This is a genomic window from Delftia deserti, assembly GCF_042653485.1.
GTDB lineage: Bacteria > Pseudomonadota > Gammaproteobacteria > Burkholderiales > Burkholderiaceae_C > Comamonas > Comamonas acidovorans.
The window spans coordinates 3,114,499-3,129,911 of the sequence record NZ_JBHSIH010000001.1; the positions used below are offsets into that span (position 1 = coordinate 3,114,499).

The window sequence follows — 15,413 nt, forward strand, 5'->3', positions numbered from 1 at the left end:
GCTTGAAAAACGCACTGCCGCGCCGTGGCGCGACAGTGGGCAGAAACTCAGGGACTATGCGATGGGGACCTGAGCGTGGCGTGAGAACTCAGGCCAGCAGCGCGTTGACGCGCTTGACGTAGGCGGCGGGGTCCTCGGGCATGCCGCCCTCGGCCAGCACGGCCTGGTCGAACAGGATGTTGGCCAGGTCATGGAAATGCACCGAGCCGTCCAGCTTCTTGACCAGCGGATGCTCTGGATTGACCTCGAGCACGGGGCGCGCGTCGGGCGCCTGCTGGCCGGCCTGCTTGAGCAGGCGCGCCAGCTGCAGGCTCATGCCGCCGTCCTGTACCACCAGGCAAGCGGGAGAGTCCACCAGGCGCGTGGTCACGCGCACGTCCTCGGCCTTGTCCTTGAGCGCTTCCTTGAGCTTGGCCAGCAGGGGCTTGAAGGTTTCGGCCGCTTCCTCGGCGGCCTTCTTTTCCTCTTCGTCCTGCAGCTTGCCCAGGTCCACGGCACCCTTGGCCACGGACTGCAGCGGCGTGCCGTCGAAGTCGGTCAGGTAGCCCATGGCCCATTCGTCCACGCGGTCGGCCATCAGCAGCACTTCGATGCCCTTCTTGCGGAAGACCTCCAGCTGCGGGCTGTTGCGTGCGGCGGTCAGGGAGTCGGCCGTGATGTAGTAGATCGCGTCCTGGCCTTCCTTCATGCGGGCCTTGTAGTCTGCCAGCGAGACGGTGGCCTCGTCCTGGCTGGTCGAGGAGAAGCGCAGCAGCCGGGCGATGCGCTCCTTGTTGGCAAAGTCCTCGCCCAGGCCTTCCTTGAGCACGGCACCGAACTCGGCGTAGAACTGGCTGTACTTGCCTTCCTTGGCCTTGTCCTCTTCGCTGACCACGTCGGTGACGCCGTCGGCGGCCGAGTCAGTGGCAGCGTCGTGGCGATCGTGCTTGGCCAGGTCTTCCAGCATGGACAGCACGCGCTTGGTCGAGCCGTCGCGGATCAGGCGCACATCGCGGCTTTCCTGCAGCAGCTCGCGGCTGACGTTCAGCGGCAGGTCGGCCGAGTCGATCACGCCCTTGACGAAGCGCAGATAGCCGGGCATCAGTGCCTCGGCGTCATCCATGATGAAGACGCGCTTGACGTAGAGCTTGACGCCGGCCTTCTTGTCGCGGTTGTAGAGGTCGAACGGCGCCTTGGCCGGGATGAACAGCAGCTGCGTGTACTCGGTGTTGCCCTCGACACGGTTGTGGCTCCAGGTCAGCGGGTTCTCGAAATCGTGGCTGATGGCCTTGTAGAAGTCCTGGTACTGCTCGGCCGTGATGTCCTTCTTGGGACGCGTCCACAGCGCGCTGGCCTTGTTGATGGTCTCCCACTCTCCCGTCTTCTCCATGGCGCCGGGCTGGTCGTTCTCGCCGTCCTTCCATTCCTCTTTTTCCATGAGGATGGGCAGGCTGATGTGGTCGGAGTACTTGCCGATGACCTGCTTGATCTTCCAGGCGTTGAGGAACTCCTCGGCCTCGGGGCGCAGGTGCAGCGTGATGCTGGTGCCGCGCTGGGCACGCTCGATCTGCTCGACCTCGAACTCGCCCGTGCCACCGCTGGTCCAGCGCACGCCTTCGGAGGCCGGCAGGCCCGCACGGCGTGTTTCCACGGTGATCTTGTCGGCCACGATGTAGCCCGAGTAAAAGCCCACGCCGAACTGGCCGATCAGCTGCGAGTCGGACTTCTGGTCGCCCGAAAGCTTGTCCATGAAGGCCTTGGTGCCGCTCTTGGCGATGGTGCCCAGGTTGTCGATGGCCTCCTGCTCGCTCATGCCGATGCCGGTGTCGGTAATGGTCAGCGTCTTGGCGGCGGCGTCGAAGGACACGCGCACTTCCAGGTTGGGCTGGTCCTCATAGAGGGCGGCATCGTTCAGCGCCTCGAAGCGCAGCTTGTCGCAGGCGTCGGAGGCGTTGGAGACCAGCTCGCGCAGGAAGATCTCGGGATTGGAATACAGCGAATGCGTGACCAGGTGCAGCAGTTGTGCGACTTCGGCCTGAAAAGAATGGGTTTGCTTGCTCATGCAGACAGTGTCCTATGGGTTCACAACAGGGAAAAAATCAGCCCTTATCTCGGGCCGGCGAGCGCATTATCAAGATCCCGCCGCCCTTATGGCGACGCAGGCTCTGGACGATTGTTCACTTTTTTGCCCTCACGGCAGGGCTGGTGCAGGGCTATAACTGCGCCACTTTCCGCTGTGCGGCGGACGGTGCGCGCAGGGCCCGGGCGCAATGGCGGGCCTGCTTCAGGAGATTTTCCATGCACAGCTCTGTTCAAAAATGGTCCGCCGAATTCCTCGGAACCCTGTGGCTGACCCTGGGCGGCTGCGGTGCGGCCGTGCTGGCCGCCGCCTTCCCGCAGGTAGGCATCGGCCTGGTCGGCGTCTCGCTGGCCTTCGGCCTGACGGTGCTCACGGGCGCCTATGCCTTCGGGCCCATCTCGGGCGGGCACTTCAACCCGGCCGTCTCCGTGGGCCTGGCCATGGGCGGGCGCTTTGCCTGGAGCGAACTGCCGGGCTACATCGTCTCGCAGGTGCTGGGCGCCATCACGGGCGCGGCCATCCTCTATGTGATCGCCACGGGCAAGGCCGGTGCCGACATCGGCGGCTTCGCCACCAACGGCTACGGCACGCATTCGCCGGGCGGCTACGGCATGACGGCCGCCCTGGTCACCGAGGTGGTGATGACGGCCTTCTTCATCCTGGTCATCCTGGGCGCCACGGCCAAGCGCGCGGCAGCCGGCTTTGGCGGGCTGGCCATCGGCCTGTGCCTGACGCTGATCCACCTGATCTCGATCCCCGTGACCAATACCTCGGTCAACCCTGCGCGCAGCACGGGCCCGGCCCTGTTCGGTCCCGAGATCGCGATCTCCCAGCTGTGGCTGTTCTGGGTGGCGCCCATCGTGGGCGCTCTGATCGGCGCGGTGATCTACAAGGCCCTGCTGGCCGGCCCGTCCGACGAGTAAGGCCAGGGATGGGCGCGGCAGGCGCCCGCAGCAAAACCCGGCGGCTGGTGACAGCCGCTTTTTTTCGTCCGGCAGCAACCGCGTTTTCATCGGATCTTTGGTGAAACACGGCTTTCGTTTGTTGCTTGACGGCAACGAGAAGCACTTTCACCCGGCTCAAACAGGCCAACTTTACGAAACAGAAACCGAACGCTAGTGATTCGCAATAACAATTCGCGGGCTTTCATCGGAGCGAACATGCAAACATTCCAACAAATCCTCCCCCCCGCGAACCTCACCCAGCTGGCGCTTGCCGCTGCCCTGAGCCTGGCGGGCACCTCGGCTTTCGCGCAGGCCAGCACCACGCTGGGCACCGTGAACGTGACGTCTTCCACCGAAGCGCCCGTCAAGACCGACAACGCCTCCTCGGCCAAATTCACGGCCCCGCTGGTGGACACGCCCAAGACGGTGCAGGTCATCAACGAGGAAATCATCAAGCAGACTGGCGCGACCAGCCTGCAGGAAGCCCTGCGGTCCACGCCCGGCATCACCTTCGGCAACGGCGAAGGCGGCAACCCCTCGGGTGACCAGCCGTTCATCCGTGGCATGGACGCCCAGGCCAGCACCTTCGTGGACGGCATGCGCGACATTGCGGCCGGCACGCGCGAAGTGTTCAACCTGGAAGCCGTGGAAGTCATCAAGGGCGCCGATTCGGCCTACGCAGGCCGTGGCGGCGCGGGCGGCTCCATCAACCTGGTGACCAAGAAGGCCAGGAACGAGAACTTCATCAGCGGCGACGTGGGCCTGGGCACGGACAGCTACCGGCGCGCCACCATCGATGCCAACCGCGTGCTGGGCGAAGGCGTGGGCCTGCGCCTGAACGCCATGGTGCACGACGCCGACGTTCCCGGCCGCAACGGCCCCGAGAACAAGCGCTGGGGCATTGCCCCCACGGTGACCTTCGGCATGGGCACGCCCACCGAGGTCTCGCTGTCCTGGCAGCACCTGCAGACCGACAACATTCCCGATGGCGGCGTGCCCTACCTGTACAGCAGCACGGCTGCGGCCGGCCTGCGCGGCGGCAGCGTGGTGCGTCCCACCTACGGCAACAACCGCGACAACTGGTACGGCCTGACCAGCCGCGACTACGAGAAGGAAAAGAGCGACCTGTTCACGGCCACGGTCGAGCACAAGTTCACCGACACCCAGAAGTTCCGCAACAGCCTGCGCTACAGCAAGACCGAACAGGACTACCTGTGGACCCAGCCCGACGACAGCAAGGGCAATGTCGTCAATGGCTATGTGTTCCGCCGTGGCAATGCACGCGTGGCCGACATCAAGACGCTGCAGAACCTCTCGGAGTTCACGGGCAAGGCCCAGACCGGCAGCGTGGGCCACAGCTACGCCTTCGGCCTGGAACTGTCCAAGGAAAAGGCCGAATCCCGCACGGCTGCCGTACAGACCACCAACACCACCTGCACGGCCGCCAGCCTGTGGTGCGCCTCGCTGAACAACCCCGACAGCAGCCCGCTGTGGAACCTGCCCGTGACGCTGGGCGACCCCAGCCACAACCAGATCGACACCGTGGCGCTGTACGGCTTCGACACGCTGAAGTTCAACGACCAGTGGTTGCTCAATGCCGGCCTGCGCATGGACCACTACAAGATCAGCTCCTCCGGCCCTGCCGGCCGCAACACGCCGGCCTATGACCTGAGCCGTTCGGACACACTGTTCAACTACCAGCTGGGCCTGGTCTACAAGCCGGCCACCAACGGCAGCATCTACGCCAGCATCGGCACCTCCTCGCGCCCCGGCGGCTCCATGCTGGGCAACGGCAACGAGGACCTGGGCATCTCCACCGACCAGCTGGCCAACCTCGCCCCCGAGAAGACCCGCTCGCTCGAGCTGGGCACCAAGTGGGACCTGATGGAAAAGCGCCTGGCGCTGACGGCCGCGCTGTTCCGCAACGACGTGACCAATGCGCGCATCACCGAAAACGGCGTCACCTACATGGGCGGCAACAAGGTGGTCAACGGCGTGGAGCTGGGCTTCACGGGCAGCGTGCTGCCGGGCCTGAGCGTCTTCGGCGGCTACACCTACATGGACAGCGAGCAGAAGAACGCAGGCGCGGGCAGCGTGGCCAACGGCCAACCCTTCCCCAACACGCCCAAGCACAGCTTCAGCCTGTGGACCAGCTACAAGCCCATGGCAAAGCTGACCGTGGGCCTGGGCATCTACGCCCAGAGCAGCGTGAACCAGAGCTACATCCTGTCCACGGTGGATGGCGGCATCGTCACCAAGGGTGCCAGCGGCTATGCGCGCTACGACGCCATGGTGGCCTACCAGATCGACCGCAACCTGACCGTGCAGCTGAACCTGTACAACCTGGGCGACAAGGTCTACTACAGCGGCATCCGCTCGCCCCACTACGCGACCATGGCCGCAGGCCGCTCGGCCGTGGCCTCGCTCAAGTGGACGTACTGATCTGCTGATCGCCCCGGGCGACCGCGCAGCGGCTTGACGCTGCGCAGATTCACCGCAAAGCCCCGCAGGCCATCGCCGGCTGCGGGGCTTTTTTGCGGGACACTCCCTGATTCCGCTCCCGAGGACCGCCTGCCATGATGCTCCGCATACCCGCCCTGCTCAGCCCCGAAGAAGTGCGCCAGTGCCGCCAGGCGCTGGAGCAGGCCCCGTGGCAGGACGGCCGCGCCACGGCCGGCCACCTGGCTGCCCAGGTCAAGGCCAACCTGCAGCTGCCGCTGGACAGCCAGGCAGGCCAGGCGATCGGCAACCTCATCCTCGACAAGCTGGGAGCCAGCGCGCTGTTCATGTCGGCCACCCTGCCGCTGAAGGTGCTGCCGCCGCGCTTCAACCGCTACGAGGGCGGCGGCACCTATGGCAACCATATAGACAACGCCATCTTCACCATCCCCGGCACGGCCATCAAGGTGCGCAGCGATGTCTCCACCACCGTGTTCTTCAGCGAGCCCGATGAATACGAAGGCGGCGAGCTGATCGTGGAAGACACCTTCGGCCACCAGAGCGTGAAGCTGGCCGCGGGCGACGCCATCGTCTACCCCGGCACCAGCCTGCACCGCGTCAACCCCGTCACGCGCGGCACGCGCTACGCCAGCTTCTTCTGGACCCACAGCCTCGTGGCCTCGGACGAGAAGCGACGCATCCTGTTCGACCTGGACCAGCAGATCCAGCAACTGACGGCGCGCCACCCGGGCGAGCCCGCTCTTTCCGCGCTGTCCGGCACGTACCACAACCTGTTGCGGATGTGGTCGCAGGCCTGACGCCAGAGCCGCCTCAGAACCGGTACTTGAGGTTGAGCGTCACATTGCGCGTGGCCGCGTAGTAGCCCGTGTAGAACGTGGTGTCCAGGCCTTGCAGGTAGTGCTTGTCGAAGAGGTTGCTGAGGTTCAGCGTGGCCGACCACTGCCTGTCGAACTCGTAGCGCGCCATCAGATTCACCACGGCAAATGCCTTTTGCTCGGCCGTGACGGCCTTGCCCAGTTGCCAGGGCGTGGCCGTGAAATGGATGCGGTCCTGCCAGTTCACGCCGCCGCCCAGCGTCAGGCCGCGCAATGCGCCGCCGAAGCGGTAGCTGGTCCACAGCTTCGCCATCTGGCGCGGGAACACCGTGCGTATGCGCTGGCCTGCGGCATCCTCGGTGGTGTTGTAGTTGTAGCTGGCACCGACCTGCCAGCCCCGCGCGATCTCGCCATTGATCTCGAAGTCCACGCCCTGGGTCCTGGCGCCCTTGACGGCACGGTAGGCGGCCACGGCCGGCAAGGTGCCCGGCACGGTCTGGCCCGCATCGACCTCGGCCAGGTTGTCCTGGCGCACCCAGTACAGCGCGGCCGAGCTGGCCAGCCGCCCACCCAGGAATTCGCTCTTGATGCCCAGCTCGTAGTTGTCGCCTTCGCGGGGATCGAGCACGGCGCCGTTGCGGTCGCGCTGGCTTTGCGGCTTGAAGATGCTGGTGTAGCTGGCGTAGAGGGAGTGGTTGTCGTTCAGGTCATAGACGATGCCGCCGTAGGGTGTGAAGGCCGCGTTCTCCCGCATGCCGACCACGCTGCTGCGCGGCGCCAGCGCGGCCGAGGTGTAGAGCGTGGACAGCGCGTAGCGGTAATTGCTCAGGCGGGCACCTACGATCACCGACAGGTCGTCGCGCGGCTTCAGGCGCAGCACGCCATAGGCGCCGTACTGCTTTTGCCAGGTGTCATAGTCCATGAGCTTGTCTGCGGCAATCACGGGCAGCCCGGTCTGGTTGTCCCAGTGGTAGATGTTGATTGCACGGCCTTCTATGTCGTCATCGGCCGGTTCGTGCTGGTTGTCGTACTCGGCCCAATTGAAGCCCAGCACCATCTCATGGCGCCGGCCCCATAGCTGCAGCGGTCCCTGCACGGAGGCATCCACGCCGGTCTGGCGCTGCCAGGCGCGGCTGTAGCCGCCGTAGAGCATCACGCCTTCGCCGGTGTCCCGGTCGGGGAAGCCCCAGCTCGCATCGGCCGACGAGCCGCTGCGCTTGCCGCGCAAATGGTTGGCGGACAGCTTGAGCATCCAGCCTTCAGGCAAGGGCTTTTCCAGCGTGGCGAACAGGTTGTAGGCCTCGATGCGGTTGGTGTTCCAGCGCGCGCCGGCATTGGTGTGCGGCCCGAAATCCGTGGGCGATCCGTCGCTGTGGAACAGCGGCAGGCCGCTGCCCGAGCCGCCGCGCGGATTGCTGCTCTGGTAGTGCAGGCCCGCCGTCAGCAGGGAGCCATCGGGCAGATCGACCTCGGCCACGCCGTAGAGCGTGCGCTTTTTTTCCTCGTAGAAGTCCACATGCGTGCCGCCCTGCTCCGCAGCGGCCACGAAGCGGCCGCGCACGCGGCCTTCCTGCGCCAGCGGGCCGGAGACATCGATCTCGGCACGGCGCCGGCCCCAGGACCCCAGACCCAGGCCCGCCTGACCCCGGAACTCGCGCGTGGGCTTCTTGCGCACCAGGTTGATGGTGCCGGAAGGATCGCCCGCGCCCACCAACAGCCCCGCCGCGCCGCGCAGCACCTCCACGCGGTCATAGATCACCAGATCGGTTTCTGCCTGGGGAATGTTCTGCGTCACCACGTCGATGGAGGTGGCGATGCCGTCGAACTGGTAGTTGTCTATCGCATAGCCGCGCGAGTAGACGGTGTAGCGGCTGGCGCCTATGTTCTGCACCGACAGGCCGGGCGTCTGCTCCAGCACCTCGGACATGCTGTCCATGCCCTGGTCATCCATGCGCTGGCGCGTGATCATGCTGACCGACTGCGGGGTCTCACGCAGCGACAGGGCCAGCCGGGTGGCCGTGGCGCTGGGGCCGTTTGCCGCGTAGCTGCCCGAGCCGTCGGAGGCCGCGCCCGGCGCCGCGGCCGTGACATTCACCGTGGCCAGCGTGGCGCCGGCTGCCGCCGCGGGCGCCACCTGCTCCACGCGCCGCAGCGCATAGCCGCCGCCGGGCTGGCGCACGGCCTGCCAGGCGGTGCCGGCCAGCAGGGCCTCGAAGGCGCCCTCCACCGTGTAGCTTCCGCGCAGGCCCGCGCTGCGCTGTCCGGCCGTCTGCTCGGCCGTGAAGATCAGGGCCACGCCGGCCTGGGCGGCCGTGCTGCGCAAGGCGGCATCCAGCGGGCCGGCAGCGACGTCATAGCTGCGCTGGGCCTGGGCCAGCACGGCGGCGGGCATGAGCGCGATGGCCAGCGCCAGCGCGGGGCGGGGCATGAAAAGGGGTTGCATGGTCCTGGGTTCTCCCTATGTTCCGATGTCGAAAATCAAAGCTCTCGGAAGCAAGGAAGCGCGGCGCAGGAAATCGGGTCACCCCTGGCGCAAAAAAAACGAAAAGGAAGAAAAAAATCTCAGCCACTCACCTGCGCAGGCTCCACCACCACCCACCAGCGCGTGCGCCAGCGCAGCTGCACGGGCAGCGCACCGGGCAGCATGGCCAGCACGGCGTCCGTGCCATCGATGCCGCCTTCGTCCAGCGGGAACACGCCTGAGAACCGCAGCCCGGCCACGGCCGGATCGGCGTGCAGCCAGCCGGGGCGGTAGCGGTTGAGCTCGGCCAGGAAGTCGTCGAGGCGCTGGTTGTCCACCCACAATTGGCCCCGGCTCCAGGCGTCGTCCGCAGGGCCGGCCGGCTGCACCGTGCTCCAGCCCGTGCGCGTGAAGTCCATGGCCTCGCCCGCCTGCAGACGCCGTGCGGATGCGCCTGTGCCGGCCGGGCGCAGCTCCACGGCGCCCTCGAACACCGCCACGCGCGCACCTGCATCGGCGCTGCGCACCACGAAGCGCGTGCCCAGGGCGCGCACGCGGCCGTGGGCGGTCTCCACCACAAAGGGCAGATCGCCCAGCGCACCTGCGGGATGGCCGGTGGTGAACAGCGCCTCGCCGGCCAGCAGGCGCAGCCGGCGCTCGCTGCCGTCGAACTGCAAGGCCACGGCGCTGCCGGGGCCCAGCAGCATGTCCGTGCCGTCGGGCAGGGTCCAGCGGCGGCGCTGGGTGCCCGTGGCGTAGTCGGCCGCCATCTGCTGCCACTGCGGCGTGCGGCTGGCCAGCCAGCCCGCGCCCGCCGCCGTGCCCAGGCCCGCAAACAGGCCCAGCAGGCGCCGCCGCGCAGCCCGGGGAGCGGCGGACAGGCCGCGATAGCCCGCGCCACCGGCGTTGAGCCCCGTCAGCGCGCCCGTCACGGCCTGCAGATGGGCCCAGGCGCGGCCATGGTCGGCGTCTTCATCGAGCCAGCGCTGCCAGCGCGCGCGGTCGGCGGCCGAGGCCTGGCCCGATTGCAGCAGCGCAAACCAGCCGGCAGCCGCCCGCGCCACGCCGGCCGGCAAGGGCCGGCCCAGCGCCTGGGGCGCCTGGATACTGCTGCCGGGTAGCGGCGCGGCGCTGGACAGGCGCCGAGGATCGGAAGGAGGCACCGGCGCCATCAGGACAGCGCCAGCACGAAGCAGCGCTCATAGCCCTGGGCCAGGTAGCGCTTGACGCTGGTCATGGACACGCCCAGGCGCGTGGCGATGTCCGCATAGCTCAGGCCTTCGAGGTGGGCCAGCAGGAAAGCCTCGCGCACCTTGGGCGCCAGCGCGTCCAGCGCCTGGTCCACGGCCTGCAGCGATTCGAGGGCGATCAGCCGCTCTTCGGGCGAAGGGGCAAGTTCAACGGGCAACAGGGCCAGGGTGTCGAGATAGGCGCGCTCCAGCAGCCGGCGCCGGTGCTGGCGGATCACAAGATGGCGGGCCACGGTGGCCAGAAAGGGGCGCGGCTGCTCGATGCGGCCGGCCATGCCCGAGGTGATCACGTTGACGAAAGTGTCGTGCGCGATATCGGAAGCCTCGAACACATTGCCCAGCTTGCGGCGCAGCCAGCCTTGCAGCCAGCCATGGTGTTCGACATAGAGGGTGTGTACGGGATCGGCCGGTGCGCGCATGAAAAGACGGACGCGCCCCGGACTGGCGTGCCGCAGCGCTGAAGCTCGTTTGAGAATGGTTCGCATTCTAAACACGAGCTCAAAACCGTCGCTGCCCAAATCAGGGGCACCGAGGAAGGGCCGTCCCGCACCGAGGGTGCCGTCCCCCTCCCGCGAAGCGAGAGAGGGGGAAGCGGCGCAGCCGCTCAGGGGGGGCTAAAAATTTTCATGTGCACCCAGGTAGCGCCACTGGCCCACAGGCAGGTTGCCCAGCGTCACTCGGCCGATGCGGATGCGCTTGAGACCCACCACGCGCAGGCCCACCAGTTCGCACATGCGGCGGATCTGGCGCTTCTTGCCTTCGGTCAGCACAAAGCGCAGCTGCTCGGGGTTCTGCCAGTCCACCTTGGCGGGCTTGAGTGCCTCGCCGTCCAGCGACAGGCCATGGCACAGGCGTGCCAGCTGCTCGGCCGGGAACACGGATTGCACGTCGATGTCGCGGTCGCCGTAGGTCACGCGCACCAGGTACTCCTTGTCCATCTCCGAGTCTTCGCCAATGATCTGGCGCGCCACACGGCCGTCCTGGGTCATGACCAGCAGGCCCACGGAGTCGATGTCCAGCCGGCCGCAGGGCGCCAGGCCCTTGAGCTGCGCGAAGTTGAAGCGCGTGCGGCTGGTGTCCTGGTTCCAGTGGTTCTGGGGCGTGACCAGGACCACGGCGGGCTCGTGGCCGTCCTCGGCCTGTCCGCTGACATAGCCCATGGGCTTGTGGATCAGGATGGTGACCTGCTGGTCCTGGCGCTCGCGCGCCTCGCGCTCGACGGTGATGCGGTCGGCCGCCACCACGTTCTGACCCATCACGGCGAGTTCGCCATTGACGCGGACCCAACCCTTGTCCACCCACTCGTCGGCCTCGCGGCGCGAGCACAGGCCCATGTCGGCCAGGCGCTTGTTGATGCGCACGCCACCGGGAACCTGCTCCTGCAGCGGCTCGGGAGCACGCTTGACGGGGATTTCGCGGCTGGCGCCACCGTCGGCGGGACGGTAGGTGCGGATGCCGCTGAGCGGACGGTAGGCGGGCTCGGCCTGGGGCGCCTCGTCGCGCCGCGGGCCACGGGCGTCATCACGGCGGGGACCACGGGCGTCGTCGCGGCGCGGTCCGCGCGCATCGTCACGGCGGGGGCCGCGGGCGTCGTCACGGGGACGGTCGCGGAAACCACCTTCACGCGGGCCGTCACGGGGACCGTCGCGCTGGCCGTCACGTTGGGCATCGCGTTGACCATCACGCGGACGCTCATCGCGCTGGCCATAGGGCCGGTCGCGGCGATCGTCCGGGCGGGGCGGGCGCGGGGGGCGGGCATCGCGCATGTCGCGCTGCTCGCGCGGGGCACGGTTTTCGCCGCCGCCCTGTTCGCGCCAGTCGCCACGCGGCTGGGAACGGTCCAGGTCCTCGGCACGGCCGAAACCGCTGCTGCGCGGGCGCTGGTCACGGGCGTCGTCGCGGGGTGCTGCACCGCGGGCATCGCCTCGCGGTGCCCCACCGCGGGCATCGCCGCGAGGAGGGGCATCACGGCGGTCGGAGCGCTCGTAGCGATCATTGCGGCCGCCACGGTCGCCGCCACGTTCATTGCGGTCGTTGCGGTCGTTGCGGTCACCGCGCGGGCCGCCGCGTGCGCCTGCGGATTTGCCCGCGCCACCCGAAGGGCGGCGGGCATCGCCAGCCGGCTCGGCCTGTGGCTTTTCGGGGCGGCGCAGCACAGGGCGCGCGGAGGGCGCTGCCGCCTCGTCGGCGCCGGGCCGGGACGGTTTGGAAGAAGTAGGGGATGACATTAGACCGCCATTGTCGCGCGGCAAGGCCCGCAGCGGCTGCGCCCTGCGGCCAATACGGGCATTGCGCTCGGCTATCGGGCGGCCTGCGGGCAGGCCGCCAGAGCCCCCTTGCCAGCCCCGCCGCCCGGCCCTGCGCCCAGGCGGGCTCGCCATGTTCCGCACCGCACATTCATGCCCCATGCAATGCGCCTGGCGGCCGACCCATCCCAATCGCTGTATCCGGCGCGATATGCACAACCGGATGAATCCTCAATGAAAAATCGACAAAAAGCGAATCACATCGGCAAAACATCTTCAATCCGGCCGATTGGAATCTTCCAATGCACGGCATGCAATATGTAAAAAACTGTATTTTATTCAGGCGATTTCATTCATTGGCGATTGCAAATCAACCCATTGGGCTTGCCATTGCCCATACATCTCCCCATAGAATGGCGCCCGTCCAGAAACGGGGGCTCTTTCGAGACAACAGCCCTTCGCGCAGCGCCTGCTGCGGTATCCAGACCATCCCGCCCGGACTCCCGCCTCATTCAACAAGGAAAACCATGAGCGATACACCCAACCTATCGAATTCCACTCCATTTAAAGAACAATTCAAGGCACTGCTTATCACCAAGCCGGACTTGACTGGAATCGAGTGGTCCGATATGGAGAGCGCCATCGGCCCGAATGCTGAAAAATACCGGCCACTGTGGGATCGCATGGTCAGCGGGAAAAAGGGCTTTTTCGCATCCATGAGTCCCTGCTGGACCGCCATTCCCTTCATGGGAGTTTCCTGGGCCATTGCGCGCCGCGTCTACGCCTATGCCGTGGTGGCGTTCATCACCCTGTTGATCATCAATCTGCTGATGCCCGGCACGGGGGGCGCCGGGCGCGTGCTCGGCATCGCGGTGGCCATCTCGTTCACGGTCAAGCGCACCTACCTGCAATGGCTGGTCACGCGCATACAGCAGATCAACCAGAGGGGCCTGGTGGGCGCTGCGCGCGAAGAGGCGCTGCGCCAGATCGGCGGCCTGGACCAGAAGAACGGCTGGATCTCCTTCGGCGTGCTGCTGGCCATCGGCATCGTGCTGGCCGCCTTCTGAAGCGCCAGGCTCGCAGATCAGCGGTCCACGGGCAGCCGGTCGCACAGGGCCACCAACTGCGCCAACTGGGGGCCCACATCCCGGATCAGCGTGCGGGCCGGCATACGCAGGCCCGGCACGGCGCAGTTGAACAGCAGGCGGCGCGACCCGTAGCGGATGCGCGAGGCCGCACCCACGGCGCACACGCCCAGGCCGGAATCGCCCATGTTGACCGCGAAGCCCCGGGCGGCATAGTGCGCCAGGCTTTCGCTGGCGTTGTCTCTGCAGCGCGCATATTCCTCGGGCCGCTGGCTGCGCACGCGGTCCAGGAAGCGCTGCAGTTCCCCGGCATCGAGCTGGGCCAGCCCTGCCCGGCCCATGGCCGTTTCCAGCACGCCGCGCACGGCGCCCACGCCGGGTCGCTTGAGCGTGCCGCCCTCCCAGGCACAGGTATCCAGGTAGACCACATCCAGGTCCATGATCACGCCCACCGACACCGCCCCCTTCACACGGTCGGCCAGCGCCTGCATGGGCAGGCGCAGCGGGCCGAGCAAGGGCGTGTTGATCACATAGGGGTAGCCCAGGGCAACGGCGGCGGGGCCGACGAAGTAGCGGTCCAGCCGCTCGTCATGGTCCAGGTAGCCCATGGTCTGCAGGCTGCGGCACAGCCTGGACACGGTGGGGCGCGGCAGGCCCAGGCGGCGGGCCAGCTCGCTGTTGGCATGCGGGCGCGGGTCGCTGACGAAGCACTGCAGGATCATCAGTCCCTTGGCCAGCGTGCCCGCGAAATACGGGTCCTGCTCGCGGATGCGGCAGACATCCTGCGAGTCCCTGGGCTGGTGGGCAATGGGGGTGTGGGGCACGTGGCGATTGTGCGGACCACGGCCGCGAAGCCGCAACTGCATTTCAATATTTGAAACTGCATTGCAACCCTGGGGCCCGCGCTTCCTACAGTGCGGCCCATGAGCCAAGCCCAAGCCCCCCATCCCGCCGACGCCCGCCTGCAGGCGTTGATTGCAGACATCCGCCATTTCGTGCGCCACCGCTGGCATCCGCTCGAAGAGCAGATCGAGCGCGATGACGAGATACCGCCCGCCGTGGTCCAGGAGCTGCGCGACAAGGGCTATTTCGGCTGGAGCATTCCCCAGGCCCATGGCGGCCTGGGCCTGAGCACGGAAGAGCTGGTGCGCTGCGCCTTCGAGCTGTCCCAGGCCTCGGTGGCGCTGCGGGCCCGCGTGGGCACCAACACCGGCATTGGCTCGGAAGCCCTGGTGGCCGACGGCACCGAGGCGCAAAAGCAGCGCTGGCTGCCGCGCATGGCGCGCGGCGAGCTCACGGGCTGCCTGGCGCTGACCGAGCCGGACGCGGGCTCGGAGGCGAGCAACATCCAGACCACGGCGCACCGCGAGGGCGACCACTATGTGCTCAACGGCAGCAAGCGCTTCATCACCAATGCGCCGCTGGCCGATGTGTTCACCGTCATCGCCCGCACCGGCGAAGGCAGCACGGGCAGCGAGGGGCTGACGGCCTTCTTCGTGGAACGCTCGCCGGGCCTGGTGACGGGCCAGCCCTATCGCAAGATGGGCCAGGCCGGCTCGCCCGTGTCGGACGTGCATTTCCAGGACTGCCGCGTGCCGGCCGACCAGATCATCGGCGGGCGCGAGGGCCAGGGCTTCAGGACCGTGATGAAGGTGCTCAACAAGCAGCGCCTGCACCTGGCCGCGCTGTGCACGGGGCCGGCGATACGCATGCTGGACCTGGCGCTGGCCCATGTGCGCCAGCGCGAGCAGTTCGGCCAGCCGGTGGCGAACTTCCAGCTGGTGCAGGCCATGCTGGCCGACAGCCGCACCGAGATCTTCGCGGCGCAATCCATGATCCTGGAGGCCGCCCGCGCCCGCGACCGGGGCGAGGACGTGGCGCTGTCCGCCTCCATGTGCAAGTACTTCGCCTCCGAGATGTGCGGCCGCGTGGCCGACCGCGCCGTGCAGATGTTCGGCGGCGCGGGCTATGTGGCCGACTTCAGCCCCATCGAGCGCTACTTCCGCGACGTGCGCCTGTTCCGCCTCTACGAAGGCACCAGCCAGATCCACCAGCTCAACATCGCCAAGCTCATGCTGCGCGAGAGCGCCTGA

Annotated in this window: 12 protein-coding genes; 5 read left to right on the plus strand and 7 right to left on the minus strand. The window is 67.5% G+C overall.

Translation table 11 applies throughout. The features are described from left to right. Positions 1 to 88: 88 nt before the first annotated feature. Positions 89 to 2,041 carry a molecular chaperone HtpG gene (gene htpG, locus ACFPFG_RS15145; protein WP_380107241.1) on the minus strand — a complete coding sequence of 651 codons (1,953 nt, stop codon included), beginning with the start codon at positions 2,039 to 2,041 and terminating at the stop codon, positions 89 to 91. Between the two features lie 236 nt (positions 2,042 to 2,277). Between htpG and aqpZ the strand changes: the two genes are divergently transcribed. The 3 genes from aqpZ (at position 2,278) to ACFPFG_RS15160 (ending at position 6,260) form a co-directional block, all read left to right on the plus strand. Beyond that, on the plus strand, positions 2,278 to 2,982 hold the full coding sequence (gene aqpZ, locus ACFPFG_RS15150; RefSeq protein ID WP_183020059.1) for an aquaporin Z: 705 nt from the start codon (positions 2,278 to 2,280) through the stop codon (positions 2,980 to 2,982). Between the two features lie 237 nt (positions 2,983 to 3,219). Beyond that, positions 3,220 to 5,445, plus strand: coding sequence for a TonB-dependent receptor (locus tag ACFPFG_RS15155; RefSeq protein ID WP_380107243.1), 2,226 nt, complete (start codon positions 3,220 to 3,222; stop codon positions 5,443 to 5,445). 134 nt (positions 5,446 to 5,579) lie between these two features. Beyond that, positions 5,580 to 6,260, plus strand: coding sequence for a Fe2+-dependent dioxygenase (locus ACFPFG_RS15160; protein WP_380107245.1), 681 nt, complete (start codon positions 5,580 to 5,582; stop codon positions 6,258 to 6,260). A gap of 13 nt (positions 6,261 to 6,273) precedes the next feature. On the opposite strand, the gene ACFPFG_RS15165 is transcribed toward ACFPFG_RS15160, so the two are convergent. The 5 genes from ACFPFG_RS15165 to ACFPFG_RS15185 all read right to left on the minus strand — a co-directional run bounded on the left by ACFPFG_RS15165 (position 6,274) and on the right by ACFPFG_RS15185 (position 12,983). Next, a complete protein-coding gene (locus tag ACFPFG_RS15165) occupies positions 6,274 to 8,721 on the minus strand; it encodes a TonB-dependent siderophore receptor (protein WP_380107247.1) in 2,448 nt (815 codons plus the stop codon). Between the two features lie 119 nt (positions 8,722 to 8,840). Next, a complete protein-coding gene (locus ACFPFG_RS15170) occupies positions 8,841 to 9,911 on the minus strand; it encodes a FecR domain-containing protein (RefSeq protein ID WP_374622263.1) in 1,071 nt (356 codons plus the stop codon). Then, the gene (locus ACFPFG_RS15175) at positions 9,911 to 10,408 is read right to left on the minus strand and encodes a sigma-70 family RNA polymerase sigma factor (RefSeq protein WP_183020054.1); all 498 of its coding nucleotides are present in this window, start codon (positions 10,406 to 10,408) and stop codon (positions 9,911 to 9,913) included. The genes ACFPFG_RS15170 and ACFPFG_RS15175 overlap by 1 nt, the downstream gene beginning before the upstream one ends. A 195-nt stretch (positions 10,409 to 10,603) precedes the next feature. Next, positions 10,604 to 12,217, minus strand: coding sequence for a pseudouridine synthase (locus ACFPFG_RS15180; protein ID WP_380107249.1), 1,614 nt, complete (start codon positions 12,215 to 12,217; stop codon positions 10,604 to 10,606). Between the two features lie 526 nt (positions 12,218 to 12,743). After that, positions 12,744 to 12,983, minus strand: a complete 240-nt coding sequence (locus ACFPFG_RS15185) for a hypothetical protein (protein ID WP_380107251.1) — start codon at positions 12,981 to 12,983, stop codon at positions 12,744 to 12,746. On the opposite strand from ACFPFG_RS15185, the gene ACFPFG_RS15190 reads away from it, so the two are divergent. Further along, positions 12,982 to 13,302 (plus strand): hypothetical protein, encoded by a 321-nt coding sequence (locus tag ACFPFG_RS15190; RefSeq protein ID WP_259649070.1) that lies wholly within the window; start codon positions 12,982 to 12,984, stop codon positions 13,300 to 13,302. The genes ACFPFG_RS15185 and ACFPFG_RS15190 overlap by 2 nt on opposite strands. Positions 13,303 to 13,319: 17 nt before the next feature. Here ACFPFG_RS15190 and ACFPFG_RS15195 read toward each other — a convergent pair whose 3' ends face one another. Continuing rightward, positions 13,320 to 14,186 carry an IclR family transcriptional regulator gene (locus tag ACFPFG_RS15195; RefSeq protein ID WP_380107253.1) on the minus strand — a complete coding sequence of 289 codons (867 nt, stop codon included), beginning with the start codon at positions 14,184 to 14,186 and terminating at the stop codon, positions 13,320 to 13,322. A 57-nt stretch (positions 14,187 to 14,243) separates the two neighbouring features. Between ACFPFG_RS15195 and ACFPFG_RS15200 the strand changes: the two genes are divergently transcribed. Continuing rightward, positions 14,244 to 15,413, plus strand: a complete 1,170-nt coding sequence (locus ACFPFG_RS15200; RefSeq protein WP_197953581.1) for an acyl-CoA dehydrogenase family protein — start codon at positions 14,244 to 14,246, stop codon at positions 15,411 to 15,413.

Excerpts from the sequence above, each read along its gene's own strand:
- htpG (WP_380107241.1), bottom strand. The coding sequence starts at position 2,041 with ATGAGCAAGCAAACCCATTCTTTTCAGGCCGAAGTCGCACAACTGCTG.
- aqpZ (WP_183020059.1), top strand. The coding sequence starts at position 2,278 with ATGCACAGCTCTGTTCAAAAATGGTCCGCCGAATTCCTCGGAACCCTG.
- ACFPFG_RS15155 (WP_380107243.1), top strand. The coding sequence starts at position 3,220 with ATGCAAACATTCCAACAAATCCTCCCCCCCGCGAACCTCACCCAGCTG.
- ACFPFG_RS15160 (WP_380107245.1), top strand. The coding sequence starts at position 5,580 with ATGATGCTCCGCATACCCGCCCTGCTCAGCCCCGAAGAAGTGCGCCAG.
- ACFPFG_RS15165 (WP_380107247.1), bottom strand. The coding sequence starts at position 8,721 with ATGCAACCCCTTTTCATGCCCCGCCCCGCGCTGGCGCTGGCCATCGCG.
- ACFPFG_RS15170 (WP_374622263.1), bottom strand. The coding sequence starts at position 9,911 with ATGGCGCCGGTGCCTCCTTCCGATCCTCGGCGCCTGTCCAGCGCCGCG.
- ACFPFG_RS15175 (WP_183020054.1), bottom strand. The coding sequence starts at position 10,408 with ATGCGCGCACCGGCCGATCCCGTACACACCCTCTATGTCGAACACCAT.
- ACFPFG_RS15180 (WP_380107249.1), bottom strand. The coding sequence starts at position 12,217 with ATGTCATCCCCTACTTCTTCCAAACCGTCCCGGCCCGGCGCCGACGAG.
- ACFPFG_RS15190 (WP_259649070.1), top strand. The coding sequence starts at position 12,982 with ATGGGAGTTTCCTGGGCCATTGCGCGCCGCGTCTACGCCTATGCCGTG.
- ACFPFG_RS15185 (WP_380107251.1), bottom strand. The coding sequence starts at position 12,983 with ATGAAGGGAATGGCGGTCCAGCAGGGACTCATGGATGCGAAAAAGCCC.
- ACFPFG_RS15195 (WP_380107253.1), bottom strand. The coding sequence starts at position 14,186 with ATGCAGTTGCGGCTTCGCGGCCGTGGTCCGCACAATCGCCACGTGCCC.
- ACFPFG_RS15200 (WP_197953581.1), top strand. The coding sequence starts at position 14,244 with ATGAGCCAAGCCCAAGCCCCCCATCCCGCCGACGCCCGCCTGCAGGCG.